Source organism: Cytobacillus sp., assembly GCF_964223445.1.
Lineage (GTDB): Bacteria > Bacillota > Bacilli > Bacillales > Cytobacillaceae > Cytobacillus.
On record NZ_CAXQGS010000023.1, the window covers coordinates 49806 to 67174 of the forward strand.

The window sequence follows — 17369 nt, forward strand, 5'->3', positions numbered from 1 at the left end:
GGGAGAATTAGATGAAATTAGTTATGAAAAAGTTAGCAGCTGTGGGATTTGCAGCAATGCTGGCAGCAGGGTGCTCAAACAGCAGTGCCTCCACTGATAAGAAAGCAGCGAGCTTTCCGGAGCGGGATATTGAAATCATTGTTCCTTATGCACCAGGAGGAACAACGGATACGGCTTCTCGTGCCCTAACATCCGTCATTTCTGAATACCTGCCAAATAACTATAATGTAAATGTCGTCAATAAAGAAGGCGGAGCAGGCGTAATTGGTACAACTGAAGTATTTAATGCAAAGCCTGATGGCTATAAAATCGGGATGACCACAGTAGGACCTATGACCATTAAGCCGCACACAGACAATACAGCTTATTCACCTGAAACGGTCAAACCGATTATTCAAGTGGTTGCGACTCCAAATGTTCTGGTTGTCAAAAAAGATGCTCCATGGCAAACATATGAAGAATGGCTGGAATATGTAAAAGCTAATCCTGGGAAATTTACTTATTCTACAACAGGTGCTGGATTAACACAGCACATTACAATGGAAGCTTATTCTGCACAAGCTGGGGTCGAATTAAAGCATGTCCCATATGAAGGCGGTGCACCTGCATTAGCTGCATTGCTGGGCGGCCACGTTCAAGGAGCTGTTATTCAAACAGTAGAAGCCATGCCGCAAATTGAGTCAGGAGAAATACGTGCTCTTGTAAATACTGGTTCCTTTAAATCAAAGGGATTGGAAGATGTTCCATTGTTAACTGAAAAGGGTGTTGATGTGGCTTCCGATGTTTGGACAGGACTAATTGCACCGCCGGACACACCTGAGGACGTAATCAAGGTATTGCATGATTCTTTCAAAAAAGCACTAGAGGACCAAAAGGTAATCGATACGTTTGGAAAGCTTGGAGTAGAACCTAGTTATGCGGGTCCGGATGATTTTGCTGAAATTATGAAGAAGGATTATGACATTAATGAAGAAGTTTTAAAGGCAGCCGGGATTATTCAATAATTTGTAAATCAGATAGAAAGGAGAAAGAGCTGCTGAAGCTTTTTCTCCTTTCAATGTTAGGGGAAGTATTCGATAGGAGGAGATATGATAGTGAATTTTTTAATAGATGTAATGGAAAATCATCGGTCGATTCGGAAATTTCTTGAAAAGGATATAAGTCCGGAATTATTGAATCGTATTTTTGAAGCGAGTCAATGGGCATCGACCTCGAACCATTTACAAGCCTATACGGCGATTGCCGTAAGAGAAGCAGATAAGAAGAGGAGGCTTTCGGAACTATGCGGAAATCAGCAGCATATCATTGACTGTTCTGTCTTTTTAGTTTTTTGTGCTGATTTAAATCGGATAAAGATCAGCCATGAGATGGAGGATAAACCCATTCACTTTCATGCCGTTGAACCTCTTTTGGTCGCAACTGTCGATACCGCTCTTCTGGGGCAAAATGTCCTCTTGGCTTCTGAATCTTTAGGGATGGGAGGCGTTTTTATTGGCGGAATAAGAAATAAGCCGGAAGAGGTAAGCCGATTATTATCAATTCCTGATTATGCCTTTCCTGTATTTGGTATGTGTCTGGGATATCCCCATAAGGAAAAAATCAATGAGCAGAAGCCTCGGTTGCCCCTGAGTGCAATCCTTCATGAAGAAAAATATGAGAATGAGAAACTTCTCCAATTGATCGGTGACTATAATGGGGAAATGAAGAATTATTATGAAACACGAAAAACAGGGAAACGGAGCCAGACTTGGACTGATTATGTATCAGAATTATATAAAGGTCCCCGCAGGCAGCATATGAGCAAATTTTTGAAAGAAAAGAAGTTTGGGTTTGAATAAAGAATAAAGCAGTAAGGGAATTAGATCTACCATGATTATATTTGTATGTCTAGAAAGGAGTCTACTTTGAAAGGACTATCGGCGGTGTCGGCCCAACAGGAAGCTCAAATCTTAATAAATAGCAGGAAAAAGGTACAGGGAATATTAATTGGCTTCCTTGCCATTGGCTTCATTCTTCTACAGGTTTTTCCTGGAGAGGTGGTTAATCTTTTCGTAAGCATGATCTCACTTGCTGTGATCATCTGGGTATTGCCTGGAATCAGAGGCTCCACCTTAATTATTAGTGTTTTTCTATTAATTAGTGCTGTTTTTCTTATGATCTATCATCATGTGCCAGCTCTGGAATGGTTTAAATCGATTCGGATTAATATAACACTGGTAGCTATATTTCTCGTAGTCCCTCTTCTGGGGATTCCTGTAAAAACAGGCGGATATGTAGAGTCGTTAAAGATTGTTCTTTATAAAAAAATGAATGAGCCATATTTCTTTTATTTCGGTACAACCTTTTTAACCCACATACTTGGTGTCGTCTTAAATATAGGGTCTGTATCCATTGTGAATCAATTAACCTCGGCTTCCAATATTAAAGCGCCGCGCCTTGTAGCAAATGCCATTAATCGGGGGTTTATCACGACTATTTTTTGGTCACCGTATTTCTCTGCGATGGCTCTGGTACTTAGCCAATTGCCAATTAAATGGACTTCGATTGTTATGTATTCAATTGGTCTTGCAGTTATTGGGTTATTGGTTAGTTTGCTGCTTGATCGAAAGCAAATATTGGCCAGTAAGCCGGTAGGGGCAGAAAGGGCAATAGATTGGGACGAAGCAAAACATACTCATGCTAAGAAGAAAGTAACTGAGTTATTTGTGTACTTGATTGTGATTACAGCGGCAGTTCTGCTTCTGGAATTCCTTACGGGGTACTCAATTGTTTTAATGATTTGCTTTGTTTCTATCATTTTCCCGTTTTTGTGGTGTTTTTTTTCAAAAAAAAGAATACATTATGTAAATGAATTTAAAGATCATATATTTATTGGAATACCTCGGATGAAGAAAGAAATCGTGCTATTTTTAATAGCGGGCTTTTTTAGTGGTGCTTTTGTACATGCTGATTTGAGCAATCTATTGATCTCCTTCATTCAGCATACCTTTGGTCCATTCCATTTGGGAATATCCTTCTTTCTTGCTTCGATTGTTTTTATTACTGCTTTAGTTGGTATCCATCCAATAGTAGTAGTAACCATCTATGTAACCAGCCTTACACCTGAATTGATCGGACTAAGTCCCGAGTACTTTGCTATTTTGCTCCTCGCCAGCTGGGGAATAACTAACACAGTAGCACCAGCAACCGCGGTTAACAATCTATTGGCCAATTTGTTAAAAGTAGATTTGTTTGAACTCTCCATACGCTGGAATATTAAATATGTAATTATTATGCTGATTATTATTCCTTTGTATTTGGAATTGATGGGGGTATGAACGAGTTAGAGAATCTGGATGATTGTTTTAGATTACTTGGGAGATATTTTCCTGATAATCGGGAAATCTTAACATCAGTAGCGGTACTGCATTAAAGCAAGGTAATGCCAAGTCAATTAAACTTTGATTGAAGTCATGGAAGTATTATTGATGCAAAGTCATTTATTTAAGATTTCCAGGAAAAATCCTGCAGAGAATTTCTCTGCAGGATTTTTTTTACATACAATGGGCCGTGCTTGTATAAAAATTTTGGATAGGCTGACTGCTTCAAGTTGTGATGAAATTCCAATATTTTATTTATATTTAATATTTTTACACATCCAAATGGTTGGTATTGTTACTAATTGGAATGATGCAATTTTTGATATACAACCTAGTATGTCTGGTAGTTCAATAGTTAGAACTTTTGACCCTTTTATCGGAATAGAAGTAGCTGCATCAGCAACCATTATTGAACAACCAATCATTATTGAATTAAGTATCACTGGACAAACATTTATCGGTCTCGATTGCACATGTGGTCCGGATTTTAATGAATATAATAATATGCTAACGCTGGAGTTTCTATTAGTTCCTCTCAATCAACCTTGCTGTCCAATTTGTCCACAGGCTTCCGTACAAGTTACATCTGTTTCTCCGACTGGAAAAAAGGAACCTGAATACTAGCAATTGTTCGTTCATAGTGAAGGTGGTTGTAGACCCTTGCCGCTTTTTGAGTGGTAGAAGCGGTAGGCGATAAAAATACTTTTACTATAAAAAGAGAATTGCATTAAATAACTAAACTATGGCTCCTGTCTCAAATACTAAAGAAAAATCATTATAGTATTAGTTTGTATTCCAGAAATGGGCGCTATTTTTCAATAACCACTGAAGCAAAACGAGTGCTTTAATTAAATTTGTTTTATTTAAAACAGGGCTTTATATACAAGATTCTATGGGTAAATTTTATATAAGGCCTTGATTTCTATTCAAAAAACATATTGCCATAAGCAAAATTTTTTTATATAGGAGAATATCACATTTTGATTTGAAGTGTACGTTGAAAGCACCTTTAGATGGTTCGCTTTTTGCCAGTGCGATTAGTTTTAATAAAGCCAGGCATTGGCTGCTTTGAACATTTTTTGATAGCGGAAGAACTTGATTTAAAGATTTAGCGAATCGTTTCGAATTGAATCGTGAGATATATGCTGCTATTCCAGTTGTTTAATAGGCATTTATGCCTGGTGATTAGGCATTTATTAGTGTTTTTGTTTAGAATGTTCACGCTTTCATGCAAATATGATATGATTTTATCGAAACGTTTCGAAAATTATGATTTCTGGAGGAAGCCTATGTCGTTTAAAAAAATGGCAACTGCCATTACCATGATTCTCTGTTTGGTTCACGCGTTTGTGATGACTCCTGCAGCATCAGCCTCTGTGAAAAATGCCAAGGAAATTGCTTTTCAAAATCAATTAAAGCCGATTGCAAAGAAAACGTATCGTTATTTCGAAGACTTCACAAATCCTGAAACGGGTCTTACCAATGATATTGTCCGTTTCAGTGATGGGGTGAAAGAAGAAGGAAATCATACCTCTCCAACAAACATTGCCATGTATATGTTAAGTACTATTTCAGCAGAGGAAATGGGCATCATTACTGAGAAAGAAGCTATATCCAAGCTGCAAAAAACAGTAAATACGCTAGAAAAACTTGAAAAATGGAACGGCCTTTTTTACAACTGGTATTTTACGAAGGATGGTTCATTAATGACCGATTGGGGTGAATTCATATCCCAGGTGGATAACGGCTGGCTGTCAGCCGGATTGATCACAGCAGGACAGGCCTACCCGGAATTATATGATCAAACCAGCAAATTAGTAGAAGCCATGGATTACTCCACCCTCTATGATCCAGAGGTGGGGCAATTCCGCGGAGGATATTCTGTGGATAAAGGGGAATACACCGAACACCATTATGGAATGTTTTATACTGAGCCTCGTTTAGGCAGCTATATTGCGATTGGAAAAGGCGATGTACCTGCTGAGCACTGGTGGAGAACATATCGTACACTTCCGCCAGAATGGGATTGGCAAGCTCAAATCCCGACAGGAGAAATGAGATCGTATCATGGGGTTGAGTTATTCCAGGGTCACTATAATTACAAAGGTGTGAAATTCATTCCGAGTTGGGGAGGAAGCATGTTTGAAGGATTAATGCCGGGCATTGTTATGAAGGAAAAAGAGCTTGGAAAAAATGCTCTGGGCTTGAACAACCAGCGTCATGTTGAGCTTCAAATCGCATTTGCCGAAGAAAAGGGTTACCCTGCATGGGGATTTTCACCAGCAGCCACTCCGGATGGCTATAGTGAGTTTGCTGCAACACCTTTAGGGACATCCGGATACAAGGATGACGGCACCGTCACCGCACACGCTTCTTTCCTTGCATTAGAATATGCTCCGCAAGAAGCAGCAAAAAACATCAAAGCATTGAAAGCTCTGGACACATACAGTAAATATGGATTCTATGACTCTGTCAATGTAAAGACAGGGGAAATTGCAGAAGCCTACCTTGCTCTCGACCAGGGCATGATCATGGTCTCCATTGCCAATTATCTTCTGGATGGAGTCATCAGGGATCATTTCCACAGCGATGAAATTGGCAGAAACCCGGAATATCTGCTGGAAGAAGAGGATTTTCTAATACGCTGATATTTATTTAAAAATGCGATGCCATTATGTTAATTGGGCATCGCCTTTTTTGTGTTTGATAAAATTCTAGTGGTGCCTGATACCCTCTTTAATTGACTTGGCTGTAAATTAGGTTCATATATGGAATCGCCTTTTGGAGAGACAGTCTTCAATCAAACGTTTGATTAACATTTCACTCAATCTTATGGAAGCGGCATAATAGCACCCGCAATCGTCTCACCTGTTTTGGTATTTCAGATGACCATGAGCTTGAAGAGTATATTCCTTATGTAGCAAGCAGTGTCCAGGAGGATTTTCTGGTCTATAGGCACTACTGGTGAAATGCATTTGTATGGTGTAACAACAGCGATGATCACCCCTTTTAATGAAAAAGGTGAAGTGGAATTGAATTTGGCTGATAAGTTGACATTGGCATTCCTTAGCTAGTTTTTTTGATTTTTTTTGGCAGGATTACAAGAAGGTGTACCTGTCCTGCATTCGCGGGGTAAAATCATTCAGCTGCTACAGTAATTGTAAATCGACAGAAAACCTATTTATTTCCCGAAAAATAATAGAAAATAGCGAAATAAGAATAGCCTATAAAATAAAGTTCCTGGGTAATCCTATAAAACAAGCTGGTAGATAAATAGTTTTGTCGAAAAGATGACCCCAAAAAATAAAATAATTAAACGAGTTAAAGATTTGCTCTATTGTTTTTTTTGACCGGAAATATTGAAATTTATGAGCCCTAATAGTCATAATTGGAAAAAGGAAAATTAGTCATTTTAATTATAGGCTCCCCTACATATATATTTTTGATATGATGTACTTAAATATTATTGAATCGTCTATCATTACGAACTTCATAAGTATGGGGGAACAAATATGGCTGGTATAAAATCAATAAACCTGGATGGGGAAGAAATCTATGTGTTTAACAGTGCCATCTATATTTTTGAATCGTCTTCAGGAAATACGCTGGAAGTGGATATGATTGTGAGTGAAGTTACTCTAAAAAAATATCAGAACAGGGAAAGTCTGATTACAGAAATAGAAATGGAAGACGGCGGACTGATTAGCTCGTTTATGTTTCTAAAATCTGTGCCAGGGAAGCTGCCGAGGCTGAGCTTATTTTGTGAACTTGATCCGGATGAACCTTACGAAGGTATCTTAAGAATAAGTGAGGAAGAGCAGGACTTTCCGGATATTGAGGCGGGCATTACATTAGAAGAAATCCGAAAAGTGGAAATGCCGAATGAAAAAATCACACTTAAATTAAACCTGCCCATTAAGCAGGTGGAGTGGCTGAAAGAGAAGAAAAACAAGGAATTAAATGAGCTTTTTAGAGAGCTGCTGGGGGAGTGTTTGGAAAAGCCAGAATAAATCAATCAAACGTTTGTTTGATTTATTCTGCTGTATAGGAATGTACCTGCGGCTGCATGAAGAGCAGGATTTGAGCGGTATGGTGAACCTGCAATTAGAATAATCAAATTGCAAATAGGTAATTAAATTCTGCAAATAGATTATCAAATACCGCAAATTGACCCCCTCTTAACAGGTAAACCGAGCTGTCACTCAGCCCGGTTTATTAAATCCTGTTAATTAATCGTCCCGCGATCCACCTGTTCATACAGAATCCCCATATTATTCTTTACCTTTTTGGATACCTCGCATAAAGCATCTATCGCTTCAGCCTTGTGGTTCCCTAATTGATAAACCACATCATCAAACAGCATTTCCATCTCTCTTAAAATAGCAATGGATGCGAGGTTGTAAAGGTGGACATTATAGTAGCCGCTGTTATTAAAAATGGCTGTCTCGACATAAGGCCTAAAATTCTCTAGTAGAGTAGGGTACTCAGCCATTAATCGGTCCAACCCTTTTCGGATGCCTTCAATAGTGCCGGCGAATTCGTCCAAAGGCTCCAGCGCGTTGTTGACACTGTTTCTGATTTTATCATCAAAGTCCGAAAACAGGCCGAATAACTTGCCGGGGATGGTGTAGTCCAATGCGAATTTGGTTGCTCCTTTGATGGTGCTCGACAGGAGTTCCAATGCATTTTCAATATTCAAAGTGATTACCCATGCTTTATGCAATAAAGGCAAGAGGAGTGCATGAGTTGATCTGGTAAAGGCAGTATAAGCAGTATCCATCTGAAATTCCTTAATCTTCATCCTTAGTTCCATGTAGGGGGAATCTTCCAGTTTATACGTATTCGTTCCCTGTACGGATATTGAATTGGAATGAGAGGATTTGCTTCTGATGGATTGCCCGAGAGAAAGGTCCCTGTCATGAAAATTAGCGGCAACGTCCTGAACTTGTTTCTGGTATTCGCTGATATGTGAAAGAAGCTTATCCCTGTTATTGTTGACGATCCCATAATGGGCTTTTAACTCACTGACTACAGCATCATACCAGAGTTCTTTCCCGCCCTCAAACAGCTCCGGGATTTTATTGGAAATAATCCGAATAAGGCTTTTGGAAAGATCCTGAACATCCGCTTTCAAATCATACAAAAAGCTGCGAATTTCATTAAAGATGCTTTCCACACTGACGTTCGTCCGGAAAATATGTTCAAGCAGCTCGGCAGGCGGGGAATTCAGTATATAGTTCAGTGATTTAGCATGACTTTCCGCCACATTTAACAAAGAAACCAAATGATCGATTTCGGCCGTTAATCGATTGCTGATCGAAGTAATCCCCATAAACAGCGGTTCACTGATCAGATTTTCAAACATCTCTTCGAAAATCTTCTGCAGTCGGCTGAGCCGTTCATAATAACGGTTTGCTTCATCGTCTACGATGGCAACCGAATTGCCCAGGTACTCGTGAGCAAGGTTCAGTCTTTCCGTAACATGATTTTGCAGGGAGGAAGCAAGAAGGTCCAGGTTCTCCTTATTGATCTCAATGCGGTCTGAGTGACTGCCGTATAGCGGTACTCCTGTCCAGATGCTTGATACGATATGGGCATCAGCATCCACATAGATTTTGCCATAGCCCGGCTTGCCGACCTCTCCAATAACATAGAACTGTGTGCCATCTTCATTCCTCAGATAGCCTGTATGGTTTGTAGCAAGCTTTGAGAATTCAGGAATCCCATTGAAGATTTCATACTGTTTGCCTGGAATCCTGCCATGCAGATCCAGTGCAATCAAAGTCTGAGTCAGTACATCGTAGCTGCTGAAGTAGTTTGTAATATTATCATAAGTTTGATTAGGATCCACCATCCCCTCAGGAAGCAGGGCAGGGTTTAAAGTAACTGCATTTACTTCTGGATTTTCAACTGCTACTGCACCAACCAGACCGCCGCCAAGTGAATTTCCCGCGATCGATTTAACGCCGCCAACCTGGTTAAATTTTTGATTCATTTCAGTATAATAACTTCTTGCTGCAGCCAGCTGAGCTGGAGTTAGGTCACTTAAAAGCTGTGCATCCGTCAGAATATCTTTGTTGCCATATTTTCCGCTTGCATCCGTACCTACATAAATGATGGATATTTCCTCTGTCTCCATATTCACGACTGTCATAGCATCAAGGCCAGTAGGGTCTTCATAACGAGTATCGATAACTGTATAGTCTGTATTATTTACCTGCAGAACTGATTCAAATAGCGGATAGGTATATGCATGAAGGCCTGCCAGTTCAACTAAATCTTTATCATTGTTTGCTGCTATATCCGTATTTATATTTGGTGAACCCTTAAGAGTATCCATATATTCACCTGCTTTATTCCTTAATAATGTAATCCGGGAATCCGCGTTTTAAAGAATTATCTTTAGCACCTTCCGAACTCTGTTTATCGATGAAGTTATCATTGAGAGCGAAGCTGTATGTGCCCTTAGGTATTGAGTCCATATCTTCCAGCTCTTTCGTGACTTGATTAAATATTTCTTCATTTGGCTCTGCCTGCTTTTCAGCCATGAATAATTGAATATTGATTTTGAAGTTTTCAGGATTAAACGCGCCCTCATCATAGACATTCCTAAAATTTTCCGTACTTTCATCAGGATTACTAATATAAAGGTCATAAACGGGTTTAATAGCCTCTTCTTTGCTTGTTAATGCAATAAAATAATATGGAGTCATATATCCGTGTCCACCCACATTTTGAAGGGCATCCTTTGTTTTTCCGGTTACTTGGCCTTCTGCTGCAAGAGTCTCAAGATAGTCGTCGAGCTGTTGGAACTCTTCATTAAAGATCATGTGATACAATCCGCCTTTAATGGCATTTTCCACCTGGAATTCGTCCGCCCATATCTTTTCTGTCATCACTTTCTTTTCTAGTTCATCAATTGGTACTACAGCATAAGTGTAGAAATGCGGCTCACCTTGGGATTCTACAAACACAGTAGCCCCATCCTTAGCACCAACCACGTTATGCACCGTTACATCGGTCTTATATTTCTCCTTAAAAAACTTGATTGCAGCTTCCTCTATCTCATCAAGGCTTTCATCAGCAATTTTATCGGTTTCTTTTCCATATGGAAGTGCATAGCCTTCACCGGTATAATCCTGAACACTGATCAGTGATTCCTCAGAAGGAGCAGCCTGTGTTTCTTTTGATTTTTCACTTTCCTGATTGTTATTTGCGCTATTCATACCAGAACATCCTCCAAGCATTAATGATATGCCGACACTGCAGAGTAAAATTTTTGTTTTCTTGTACATTAGTTAAATGTCCTCCCTAAAGGAATGTGCCATTCAAAGTATATCCCTTATTTTAGCGGATAGAGTTATATTTTTACAGTTTAAACGTGGAAAATTACACTTTTTAGGTAAAAATAGGGAGAAAGTCAGGGGTGAATAGGGAGGATTATACTAAAAATTTGCTAAATTCGGCTTATTCTGTATAAAAATTCACCAAACGACATTTTAATAGTTAAAAGTTTACTTTGAATTTTCTAATAACACTGTGTATAATACATTTAAGGTAATGAAACGGAAAATGTCCGAAATAATATTCAACAAGGGGGATCATGATGGACAGCTGCTTTTTAAAGGAAATAACTCCCCAGCTGATCAAATGGCGGCGCACTTTGCATGCACTGCCTGAACTGGGGTTCATGGAGTATATCACTACATATCGGATCGGAAAAGAACTGGAAAAGATGGGTTTCAAGCTTTATTTAGGGAAAGACGCGCTTGACGAGAATTCCCGCATGGGGCTTCCTGCACAAGCTGATCTTGAAGCTCAAGAGAAAAAGGCGAGGGATTGGGGTGTTGAAGAGTCCTGGCTCGATCAAATGCGCGGCGGCAATACCGGGCTTGTGGCAGTCTGGGATACTGGCAGAAACGGGGACCATGTTGGTTTCCGCTTTGATATTGACGCTCTGCCGATAAACGAATCGGCAGATCCTGCCCATCGTCCAGCTCAATACGAATTTGGCTCAAAAGAAGAGAATGTGATGCATTCGTGCGGACATGACGGACATACTGCCATCGGACTTGGGGTGGCACAGTATATTTCTTCCCATGCTGATCAGCTTAAGGGCCGCTTCACCCTTTTGTTTCAGCCGGCTGAAGAAGGCGGTCGAGGGGCTCGGGCGATGACAGACAAAGGGTGGCTTGATGATGTCGATTATTTTTATTCAGGCCACATTGGCATTAAGTCTCTGCCCGTTGGAACAATTGCAGCCACAACGCCTGGATTCCTGGCTTCAACTAAATACAATGCTTACTTTAAAGGAGTTTCCTCACATGCCGGCATCAATCCGGAACTCGGGAAAAATGCTTTATTGGCAGCGACAACAGCTGCTAACAACCTCTATGGCATCCCGCGACATCATGATGGCGTCACCAGGGTGAATGTTGGGAAGCTGACAGCAGGAAGCGGCCGGAACATCATCCCGGGAGACAGTTATATGGAAATAGAAGTGCGGGGCGAGACACCGGAAATTGCTCAATATATGGCTGAAAAAGCGACCCGGATTATTCAGGCTGCAGCAGATATGCATGATGTGTCCTGCACAATCGAAGCAGTCGGAGTTACGGAAGTGGTTGTCTGTGATGAAGAGCTGATCCCGAAAATTACCGAATGGTGTGCATCAAGCGAGCTTGTGAAAGAAGTGCTGCCTTCTGTCCCTGTCTCCGGATCGGAAGACGTCAGCTTTATGATGAACCGGGTTCAGAAGCATGGCGGCAAAGCAACGTTTATGCTGTTTGGAACGAAGCTTGATTTTCCTCATCACCATCCTCAATTCGATTTCGAGGAAGACGCTTTACTGGTTGCAGTCGATGCTTACATTCACATCTTAAATGGCGGATCGTCCATTTAAATTAAAGGAGGAAATCATGTCGAACAACTTTGCAAAAACATTTTTGAAAGAGAATAAAGAGACCTTTGAAAAAATCAGTGAGTATATCTATCATCATCCGGAAACTAGATTTGAAGAGTATGCTTCAGCTGAATTTTTAGCTTCTGAATGCGAAAAAGCAGGCTTTCAGGTGGAACGCAAATCCGGAAACATTGAAACCGCGTTTGTAGCCACCTATGGAAGCGGAGCTCCTGTCATTGGCTTTCTCGGGGAGTTTGATGCTCTGTCCGGATTGGGGCAGGTGCCAAATAAAACTTCGTATGAGCCAACCGAACTGAATGTCGGTCATGGCTGCGGCCACAACCTGCTGGGGACCGGCGCCTTTGCGGCAGCCTGTGCTGCAAAAAAGTATTTAGATGAAAACAATCTGCCTGGGACTGTAAAGTTTTTTGGCTGTCCGGGCGAAGAAGGCGGTTCCGGAAAAACCTTCATGGTCCGCGAAGGAGTTTTTGAAGGGGTGGACGCTGCCTTAACATGGCATCCATCTCCGGCCAACAGCATCATGAGCCTATCGAGTCTCGCAAACTATCAGGTTTATTTTCGATTTAAAGGCTTATCCTCACATGCGGCGAACTCGCCTCATCTTGGAAGAAGTGCCCTGGATGCGGTTGAGCTCATGAACGTGGGTGTGAATTACCTTCGTGAGCATGTCGTGCCAGAAGCCAGAATGCATTACGCCATCACCAACACAGGGGGCATTTCGCCAAATGTCGTACAGGCAGACGCCGAGGTCCTTTATCTCATTCGTGCGCCAAAGGTTCAGCAGGTGGATGGAATCTACAAACGGGTATGCAAGATTGCCGAAGGCGCAGCTTTAATGACAGAAACCGAGCTTACCATTGAGTTTGACAAGGCTTGCTCTAATTATATTCCAAACCGCAGCCTTGAAAAAATTCTCTATCAGAGCCTACAGGAAGCTGGCATTGAAAAACCGGATGAAGAAGAAAAGACCTTTGCCGAAAAGCTTTGGACAACCCTATCAGATGGTGAGAAAGAAAGCTATTTAGATATTTTAAGAGGATTTGGCTATGTAGGGGACGGCAGTGAGTTTGAAGGAAAATACCTGGCAGAAACAATCTCAGCCTACGAACCTTCCAAAGAAGTTCTTGCCGGTTCTACTGATGTCTCTGATGTAAGCTGGATCGTTCCAACTGCACAGCTGACAGCTTCAACATCAGCACTGGGGACACCGCTGCATACATGGCAGATGACCACGCAAGGCATCAGCAGCTATGCCCACAAAGGAATGCTCCGGGCAGCTGAAGCCATGGCTTTAACGGCTGTTAAACTGCTTACCGACCAGGAAGAATTGGAAGCTGTCAAACAGGAATTCAATGCGTTTAAGGAAGCCAATCCATACACATGTCCAATTCCTGCAGAGGTTAAGCCCTCTACTTTAAAGTAGATTCTCATTCGGACAGGAGAAGCAGAAAACCGAGCGAGGGAGTCTTAATCAGGCGCTCATTCGGACAGAGAAAGCAGAAAACATAGAGAAGGAGTCCGAATCATGCGCTCATTCAGACAGGGAAAGCAGAAAACCGGGAGAAGGAGTCCGAATCATGCGCTCATTCGGACAGGAAAAGCAGAAAACCGGGAGAAGGAGTCCGAATCAGGCTCTCATTCGCTCAGAGAAAGCAGAAAACCGGGAGAAGGAGTCCGAATCAGGCGCTCATTCAGACAAAGAAAGCAGAAAACCGGGAGAAGGAGTCCGAATCAAGGGCTCATTCGGACAGGGAAAGCAGAAATCCGGGAGAAGCAGTCCGAATCAGGCGCTCATTCGGACAGGAGAAGCAGAAACCGGAGGTAAGCAGTCCGAACCATGCGCCCATTCGGACAGGAGAATCAGAATTCGGAAACAGCAAGTCCGAAACTGGCCGCCGCAGCGGAAAGCAACATCTTCACTCATAAGTAAAAAAAATCCAATAAAAAACAGAAAAGCGAGGGGAGTATATGAAAACAGAAAAACAAGGAAAGAAAGTGGTAACAGAAAATAAGAAACCAGGGATTGCCCAGAGATTCCTCAATGGGGTCGAGAAGGTCGGCAACAAGCTCCCGGATCCATTTATATTATTTGCCGGGCTCGCAGTGTTAGTTATTATTGTTTCAGCTATATTTAGCGCCTTTGGTGCTACTGTTGTCCACCCTGGCTCGGGAGAGGAACTGGAAGTTAAGAACCTGGCATCTGGAGAAGGCCTGAATTTTATTCTGACATCCATGCTCGATAACTTCACCGGATTTGCGCCTCTTGGACTGGTTCTGTCCATGATGCTCGGTATCGGTCTTGCCGAGAAAGTCGGCATGCTGGATTATGCCATTAAGAAAACAATCCTAAAATCACCGCCGGCACTAATCACGTACACCGTTGTGTTTGTCGGGATCATGGGGAATATCGCTTCAGATGCAGCAATGGTGCTTGTACCGCCGCTTGCTGCAATGGTTTTCTACAAAATTGGCCGTAATCCGATTGCCGGTTTGGCTGCAGGGTATGCATCAGCCGGTGCCGGTTTTACAGCAAACCTGCTGATTGCTGGAACAGATGCACTATTGGCAGGGATATCAACAGAAGCTGCCAAGATTATTGACGAGAATATGGTCGTTACACCAATTGATAACTGGTATTTTAATATTGTTTCCGTATTTGTTTTAACCATTGTCGGCGGACTTGTCACGACGAAGTTCATTGAACCGCGCCTTGGAGAATACAAGGGCGACGAGGTAAAAGAAGCCATTACAGAGGATCCTCCTAATGCCGGCAAGGCTTTGCGGAATGCAGTCATTGCCGGATTCGCCTATATAGCCCTTATTGTGGGAGCGATCCTTATACCAAATAGCCCGTTAACCAATGAAGATGGCGGACTGGTTCCATCTCCATTCCTGGATGGCATTATCCCGATTATTCTGTTCTTCTTCATCATTATTGGTACTGTATACGGAATCACGGTTGGAAATATTAAGAGCAGTAAAGATGTTGCCAATTTTATGGCTGAATCCATGAAGGATATGGCGTCCTATATTGTCTTAATCTTTGCAATCGCCCAATTTATCGCTTACTTCAGCTGGTCTAATATTGCAACCTGGGTTGCAGTAAATGGTGCTGAATTCCTGAAAGACGTGGAGTTCACCGGAATCGGATTGATTATTGGCTACATCATTTTTACAGCTTCCCTGAACTTCCTGATCACTTCAGGTTCAGCAAAGTGGGCGCTTGAAGCACCTGTGTTTGTGCCAATGTTTATGCAGCTTGGCTATCACCCTGCATTCACGCAAGTGGCTTACCGTGTAGCAGATTCATCTACGAATATTGTGACACCGATGATGCCATATATGGTTATCGCCCTGTCGTTTATGCAGAAGTATGACAAAAAAGCGGGAATTGGAACATTCATTTCATTAATGCTTCCGTACTCGATTACGTTCCTGATCACGTGGATCATTATGCTATTAGTGTTTGTATTCTTTGGAATCCCGTTTGGTCCGGGAATCGGTCCTTATCTATAAGAACAGGATGTGGTTAAAAAGTGAGTAACCTCGAAAATCAGTTAAAAGAGTGGCGCCGTGATTTTCACCGCTATCCAGAGGGAGGATTCCTGGAAATGCGCACAGCCTCCATTGTCGCATCGATTCTGGATGAACTTGGCTTCGAGCTGGAAATGGGCAGGAAGGTAATGGCCGCTGATTATTTTATGGGTAAGCCTAATCAAGAGGAAACAGCCGCACATTATCAATGGGCTCTCGAAAATGGCGCGAAAAATGATTATATTGAACCCTTCATAGACGGCTATACAGGCATTGTCGCGACGATGGATACGCAAAAGGAAGGGCCGACCATCGCCTTCCGTGTGGATATGGATGCATTGCCGATCCATGAATCAGAGGCAGACAGCCATTTTCCGCAAAAAGAAGGATTCAGGTCGGCAGTTCCAAACACCATGCATGCCTGCGGACATGATGCCCATACAACCATCGGGCTGGGCCTGGCAAGCTTGATTGCTGAAAATAAAGACAGCCTTAAGGGGAAAATCAAATTGATTTTTCAGCCTGCAGAAGAAGGCACCCGTGGGGCTCGGTCGATGGCCGAAGCCGGTGTAGTCGATGATGTGGATTATTTAATTGCCTCCCATGTCGGCACAGGAGTTCCAGATGGCCATTTTGTGGCATCCAAAAATGGATTCCTGGCCACGTCAAAGCTTGATGTAACGTTTAAAGGCGTTTCTTCCCATGCAGGCGGAAATCCGGAAGAGGGTAAAAACGCCCTGCTGGCAGCCGCTTCTGCTGCCCTGAATATTTACGCTATTCCGCGTCATTCAGAAGGGGCAACCCGCATCAACGTGGGAGAATTGCATGCAGGCTCAGGCCGCAATATTATCGCAGATAAAGCGGTGCTGAAAATTGAAACACGCGGAGAAACGACTAAAATTAACGAATATGTCAAAGCCCAGGCCGAAGCTGTTATCGCAGGATCTGCCCAAATGTACGGAGTAGAATACGAGATTCGTACTGTGGGCGAGGCCATTAGTGCTCAAGGCTCAAAAGAGCTGGCATCCGTCTTGCATGCCTGGGCACAAGAAGCTTCCTATATAAAAGAAAGCATCCTTGAAGACAACTCACCTGCAGGCTCCGAGGATGCAACCTTCTTCATGGAGCGTGTTCAGCAAAATGGAGGACAGGCGACATACTGTATTTTCGGTACAGAACTGGCAGCAGGCCATCATAACAAGAAGTTCGATATTAATGAAGGCACGATGATGAATGCCGTCCAGCTGCTGTTTGACTCTATAAAAAAATTAAATTAAGGAATAGATGAGGCAGAGCAATCTGCCTCATTTTAGATCAGGGAGGAGTGTTAAGAATGAAAGAATGGTTGGATAAGCATCTGAAAGCTTTAAATTTAACAGACAGCATGGTCCAGGCGGAAGGGTTCTGCCGATTAGGCTACATGGAAGAAGAATGGCGGGCCATTGATGTATTTGTTTCCATTGCAGAGGATATTGGGTTGAAGGTTCGAAGAGATGAAGCGGGGAATGCGATTGCCCGCTGGCAAGCTGAAGATTCCTCACCTGCTGTTGCAG

The 17369-nt window shown here is 42.2% G+C and carries 13 protein-coding genes and 1 pseudogene; 12 read left to right on the forward strand and 2 right to left on the reverse strand.

The annotated features are described in order from the left end of the window. Positions 1-11: 11 nt before the first annotated feature. The 6 genes from ACEQ1T_RS03080 (at position 12) to ACEQ1T_RS03105 (ending at position 7369) form a co-directional block, all read left to right on the forward strand. A complete protein-coding gene (locus ACEQ1T_RS03080) occupies positions 12-1004 on the forward strand; it encodes a Bug family tripartite tricarboxylate transporter substrate binding protein (protein ID WP_370221702.1) in 993 nt (330 codons plus the stop codon). 90 nt (positions 1005-1094) lie between these two features. Beyond that, on the forward strand, positions 1095-1838 hold the full coding sequence (nfsA, locus tag ACEQ1T_RS03085) for an oxygen-insensitive NADPH nitroreductase (protein WP_370221703.1): 744 nt from the start codon (positions 1095-1097) through the stop codon (positions 1836-1838). A gap of 66 nt (positions 1839-1904) precedes the next feature. Further along, positions 1905-3317 carry a hypothetical protein gene (locus tag ACEQ1T_RS03090; RefSeq protein WP_370221705.1) on the forward strand — a complete coding sequence of 471 codons (1413 nt, stop codon included), beginning with the start codon at positions 1905-1907 and terminating at the stop codon, positions 3315-3317. Positions 3318-3467: 150 nt separating this feature from the next. Continuing rightward, a complete protein-coding gene (locus ACEQ1T_RS03095; protein WP_370221706.1) occupies positions 3468-3983 on the forward strand; it encodes a hypothetical protein in 516 nt (171 codons plus the stop codon). 665 nt (positions 3984-4648) lie between these two features. Continuing rightward, positions 4649-6007 carry a glucoamylase family protein gene (locus tag ACEQ1T_RS03100; protein WP_370221707.1) on the forward strand — a complete coding sequence of 453 codons (1359 nt, stop codon included), beginning with the start codon at positions 4649-4651 and terminating at the stop codon, positions 6005-6007. Positions 6008-6871: 864 nt separating this feature from the next. Then, positions 6872-7369 carry a hypothetical protein gene (locus ACEQ1T_RS03105; protein ID WP_370221708.1) on the forward strand — a complete coding sequence of 166 codons (498 nt, stop codon included), beginning with the start codon at positions 6872-6874 and terminating at the stop codon, positions 7367-7369. 215 nt (positions 7370-7584) lie between these two features. Here ACEQ1T_RS03105 and ACEQ1T_RS03110 read toward each other — a convergent pair whose 3' ends face one another. Together ACEQ1T_RS03110 and ACEQ1T_RS03115 are read right to left on the reverse strand one after the other, a co-directional pair. Beyond that, positions 7585-9699 (reverse strand): SA1320 family protein, encoded by a 2115-nt coding sequence (locus tag ACEQ1T_RS03110; RefSeq protein ID WP_370221709.1) that lies wholly within the window; start codon positions 9697-9699, stop codon positions 7585-7587. Between the two features lie 13 nt (positions 9700-9712). After that, entirely contained in the window at positions 9713-10654 is a 942-nt protein-coding gene (locus tag ACEQ1T_RS03115; protein ID WP_370221710.1) for a DUF1672 family protein, read from the reverse strand. 311 nt (positions 10655-10965) lie between these two features. On the opposite strand from ACEQ1T_RS03115, the gene ACEQ1T_RS03120 reads away from it, so the two are divergent. The 6 genes and pseudogenes from ACEQ1T_RS03120 to ACEQ1T_RS03145 form a co-directional block, all read left to right on the forward strand. Continuing rightward, positions 10966-12261, forward strand: a complete 1296-nt coding sequence (locus tag ACEQ1T_RS03120) for an amidohydrolase (RefSeq protein ID WP_370221711.1) — start codon at positions 10966-10968, stop codon at positions 12259-12261. A 16-nt stretch (positions 12262-12277) separates the two neighbouring features. Continuing rightward, positions 12278-13705 carry a M20 family metallopeptidase gene (locus ACEQ1T_RS03125; RefSeq protein ID WP_370221712.1) on the forward strand — a complete coding sequence of 476 codons (1428 nt, stop codon included), beginning with the start codon at positions 12278-12280 and terminating at the stop codon, positions 13703-13705. 154 nt (positions 13706-13859) lie between these two features. After that, positions 13860-14294 carry a hypothetical protein gene (locus ACEQ1T_RS03130; protein ID WP_370221713.1) on the forward strand — a complete coding sequence of 145 codons (435 nt, stop codon included), beginning with the start codon at positions 13860-13862 and terminating at the stop codon, positions 14292-14294. Beyond that, positions 14251-15798, forward strand: a complete 1548-nt coding sequence (locus tag ACEQ1T_RS03135) for an AbgT family transporter (protein ID WP_248349905.1) — start codon at positions 14251-14253, stop codon at positions 15796-15798. The genes ACEQ1T_RS03130 and ACEQ1T_RS03135 overlap by 44 nt, the downstream gene beginning before the upstream one ends. 20 nt (positions 15799-15818) lie before the next feature. Then, entirely contained in the window at positions 15819-17093 is a 1275-nt protein-coding gene (locus tag ACEQ1T_RS03140) for a M20 family metallo-hydrolase (protein WP_370221714.1), read from the forward strand. 56 nt (positions 17094-17149) lie between these two features. After that, positions 17150-17369 (forward strand): annotated as a pseudogene (locus tag ACEQ1T_RS03145) (Zn-dependent hydrolase); the annotation flags it as partial.